This window comes from Mycobacterium sp. (assembly GCF_052143115.1).
Classification (GTDB): domain Bacteria; phylum Actinomycetota; class Actinomycetes; order Mycobacteriales; family Mycobacteriaceae; genus Mycobacterium.
Map to the genome: position 1 here is coordinate 1 of NZ_JBKQTQ010000334.1, position 3,677 is coordinate 3,677.

The following is a 3,677-nucleotide window of genomic DNA, read 5'->3' on the forward strand; positions in this document are numbered from 1 at the left end:
TCCACCGGGATCGCCCTGCGGCGGTTGATTTGTCAGCTCATTGACATCGGCTTGCCGGTCGACCCGTTCTGGCGGAAAGACGGAGGGCTTGCGTTTGATCTGCTGTCCAGTTACAGCGGCGGTGAACGCGTGGTAATCGGGCACGCCGGCGGGGTAATCACGATCGATCTGGTCGAGTCGCTGGACGCCTACCGTGAGTCGCTTCGGGTCCACCTCGGTGAGCCGTACCGCACCATGCTGGGGCATTTCCGCCACGAGGTCGGCCACTATTACCAGAACATTCTGGTGGAAACCGATCCCGGAGCGGCGCGCTACCTTGACGAGTGCCGCGAGATGCTGGGCGGTCTTGAGGTTGGTGAAAGGTGTGTGGGCGCTGAGGAATTCAGCTCGCAGGCTGCGGTGGAACCGCTCAATCTTGCCGGTCGTGGTCGGGCTGCGCGGCGCAGTCAGCAGATGCTCGATGCTGGCGATCTTCGACAAAGGCAACGCCATCGCGCTGTACCGCACGAAGCGACTGACCTCACCCGGTCAGCGAATTGTGTTGTACGCCAACAGATGCGAGGGTTACGCGCTACTAGGGAATTGGCGACGCATCACCGTCCACGGCTTCCGGGCCTGCTTATTGCGGCGATTAGCCGGACCCGTTGCTATAAGCCCACCAGTCATATTCACCAGGAGCACCAGGCACCGGGCACAGGTCCTGATACGCAGCAGTAACGAAATGAGCCGCTTCGTCGGTGGTCTTGGTCATCATCGGACTCCACTCCCTCCTCTACGGCAGCAGGGCAACGTGGCCCTCGGACGGGTCCGGCGCGGACTGAGTGCCACCACTGCTGGTGCCACCGCCGTCGATGCCACCGCCTGTGCCACCCTTTCCTTGGCCCCCCTGCGACCCCTCAGAGGGCGGGGGGATCACCTCGGGCGGCGGTGGCGGGGGCTTCTGCACCGGCGGGGGCGTCTGCTTGGGCCTGGGTGCCACCTGCACGGGCGGCGCCGCAAAGTGAATCACGTCGGGCACCTCCGGCAACTGCGGGGGCGGCGACGGCACGTTGAGGCCCGCGAGAATCACGCGACCACCGTGGTGGTAGGCCGCGCCAACGCGTCCAGGGCAGAAGGTCTGCGTCGACACCCGCACGAACGCCTGCATGGTGCGCAGGTACTGGTCGAACGGGTGGCTCGGGTCCTCGGCATAGCCGTGGTGAGCCAACTCGTCGGCTGCCGCCCCCGGAGACATTCCAGCACCGAGGACATCGCACACGTTGTGGCCGTGAGCGATCACGCCCGGAATGCCGTCATGGGCCGGGATGCCCGCCGCGGCCAGCGCGGACAAGAACTGGTCGTCGCTTCCGTCGGCAAGCGCCACGGGGGCCAGCGCCAATGCGGCGTCGGTCAGCAACGCGGCTACGAGTGACTTCATGATTTCTCCTGCTGCAAAGCCGCAGCCGCCCCATGACCGGTGTAGCCGCCGTCCGGTAACGCCTGCCGCCTGCGCGGCAGCAAAGAAGTCCGTCGGATTGGCGTTCGCAACAGGGTCGGCACCCAAAGCCATAACCGCCAGGACGGCCATGCCACCTATCCGCACCCTTCGCGCGGCACCGTTAACCCGCCTTGACGCAACCGCACTACTGAGAACCACGCGGGACAGAGTTGACATTTGCTACCTCACTCGGCTACGAGTGGTCCGTCAGCGTTAGAGCCGTCTGTGACCTCGGCTTTTTTGATCAAATTCTGAGCGCATGCGCGATGCATCGTTGCGACAACGATGTTTCGACACCTTGCTCCGCCTGTTTTATTCAACGTGATTTTATGGTGATGACACAACCTTGCGTTAGGCTGTGGTTTGGTTGCATGTTTCCTGTTGTTTGCTTGTAGTTTACCATTTGGACATCTCACTGACAATCAATGAGGGATGGGCGCGCGGTGGCCACACCCGCTCTCATTGCGCACCCTTTGCCGAAGCCCGGCTGGTGCGATCCTTTCGCCAACCTCATCGGGTGAGTTGTCCGGTAGAGGTCTATTTCGGTTGGCTCCCTTCGCCTTTCACTGCCATATAGATCGGCTGGTTACTCGGTTAGACGGCGGAGGGGCTCACAAGTAACCACCTTGACAGGTTTCATTCCCGGGCGCGAGCACGCGAGGAGCTACTGACCGAGCCGAAACTGCTGTCGGACTGGGCGGTTCAGGGCGGGCTGGTGGACGCCGCCATCGATGTCACCGACGACGATCTGGTCGCCGCGATCGAGCTGCGGGAAGCCATATATCGGACGGTTACCGCTCGACTCGACGGCCGCCGGCTCCAGCCCGCCGACGTCGACCTGCTCAACGAGCGCGCTTCCGGCGCGCAGCTCACGCCACGATTACTGCGCACCGGCGCCACCCGCCGTGACGGCACCCCATCGCAACTGCTGGCGACCCTGGCCGCGGATCTGCTCGACCTGCTGCCCGGCGCCGACATCGACAACGTCAAGCGCTGTGTGCACCCCGACTGCACCCGCCTGTACGTGGATGCATCGCGAGCCAAGAACCGGCTTTGGTGTGGGATGGGCACCTGCGGCAATAAGGCGAAAGTCCAGGCCTTCCGCGCCCGCCAGCGCGCCGCGTCGGGTTAGCCCCCCGCCGGGAACCAGCTCGGCGCCGACAAGGTTGAGCGCAGCAGGCTTAACTTTGGAGGACTAATGGCTGAAGCCAAATCAGTGCCGGCGTTATTTGTCAAAGACCCGATCGTGTTGCCGGGAATGGTCGTGCCGGTCGCGCTGGATGACGCTGCTCGCGCGGCCGTCGACGCTGCCCGCGCCACCGAATCGGGCAAGCTGCTGCGGCTCGCTGCGCAAGTGGGGAAGAAGTGTGGCTACTACGGCGCGTGGCAGATTGCCGTTGTGACGACCGGGCTTGATGGTGCGACGTCGAGCAAAACGGTTGATTCATGGGGTGATCCAGGGCCGATCTACACAGAGCCGACTTACGGTAAGGCCACTGAGGCGACGTTTACCGAGCTCGACACCGAGCCGGACAACGTGACGGCGAGACTCGTGTTGAGGCTACTGAGGTCGTTAGGAGCGCACAGCCACCCCGACTACCAGCACTTGTCGCCCGTTAGCTAGATCGGCCTGCACCCGCCAGTCGCGTACACGCCGCGTACGTCAACGGCTGCGGGAAGTCGCCCGCGGCGCCTCAAATAGGCGCTGACCAGGCATTTTACAGTGGGGCGGCCGGGGCTCGAACCCGCGACCTACGGATTATGAGTCCCTATCTGGCGCACGCACGACCAGGCGAAATGGTTCGCTCCGACGCATCAAATCGCCTGGAAGGCAACGAATCTGCCCGTTGCCAGTACGATTCCGGTACGGCTTCGGTGCGGCTAGGAATCGCCCCCAGTCGCCGGGGTGACGCCGGGGCGAGCTGCGGCGCGGCCCGTTAGCTAGCCACGGCTGGGGCGGCGCGCCGCGTCGGTAGGGACGGGCGACGCATGGAACTGCTCCTGCGGTACGTTGCCGGGTGAAGTTTGACCCATGACGTTGCGACATTCGCCGCGTCCGTCGTGATTCCGGCCGAAGCGATGCGGCCGGCCCGCGCGGACTGCCACGATGGAATCCGTGCGCGCGTTCGCCTGCCCCGTCTGCCATGGCTTCGTCCCATTCGAGTCGCGCCGCTGCCCGAATTGCTCGGCAGAACTTGGA

At 64.2% G+C, this 3,677-nt stretch carries 3 protein-coding genes and 4 pseudogenes; 5 read left to right on the forward strand and 2 right to left on the reverse strand.

Annotated features, from left to right (window positions below; translation table 11 throughout):
- Window positions 1-342: pseudogene (locus ACLQI9_RS32275) on the forward strand (putative zinc-binding metallopeptidase); the annotation flags it as partial.
- On the opposite strand, the pseudogene ACLQI9_RS32280 reads toward ACLQI9_RS32275, so the two are convergent.
- A pseudogene (locus ACLQI9_RS32280) lies at window positions 337-462 on the reverse strand (integrase core domain-containing protein); the annotation flags it as partial. The pseudogenes ACLQI9_RS32275 and ACLQI9_RS32280 sit on opposite strands and share 6 nt — an antisense overlap.
- A gap of 1 nt (window position 463) precedes the next feature.
- On the opposite strand from ACLQI9_RS32280, the pseudogene ACLQI9_RS32285 reads away from it, so the two are divergent.
- Window positions 464-550 (forward strand): annotated as a pseudogene (locus tag ACLQI9_RS32285) (hypothetical protein); the annotation flags it as partial.
- Between the two features lie 222 nt (window positions 551-772).
- Here ACLQI9_RS32285 and ACLQI9_RS32290 read toward each other — a convergent pair.
- Window positions 773-1,417 carry a DUF732 domain-containing protein gene (locus tag ACLQI9_RS32290; RefSeq protein ID WP_442392842.1) on the reverse strand — a complete coding sequence of 215 codons (645 nt, stop codon included), beginning with the start codon at window positions 1,415-1,417 and terminating at the stop codon, window positions 773-775.
- Window positions 1,418-2,132: 715 nt separating this feature from the next.
- On the opposite strand from ACLQI9_RS32290, the pseudogene ACLQI9_RS32295 reads away from it, so the two are divergent.
- From ACLQI9_RS32295 to ACLQI9_RS32305, 3 genes and pseudogenes are all read left to right on the forward strand, one after another.
- A pseudogene (locus ACLQI9_RS32295) lies at window positions 2,133-2,429 on the forward strand (ABATE domain-containing protein); the annotation flags it as partial.
- Between the two features lie 45 nt (window positions 2,430-2,474).
- Complete coding sequence (locus ACLQI9_RS32300; RefSeq protein ID WP_442378803.1) at window positions 2,475-2,609, forward strand: CGNR zinc finger domain-containing protein; 135 nt, start codon at window positions 2,475-2,477, stop codon at window positions 2,607-2,609.
- 66 nt (window positions 2,610-2,675) lie between these two features.
- Window positions 2,676-3,101 carry a hypothetical protein gene (locus tag ACLQI9_RS32305; protein WP_442378805.1) on the forward strand — a complete coding sequence of 142 codons (426 nt, stop codon included), beginning with the start codon at window positions 2,676-2,678 and terminating at the stop codon, window positions 3,099-3,101.
- Window positions 3,102-3,677: the final 576 nt, after the last annotated feature.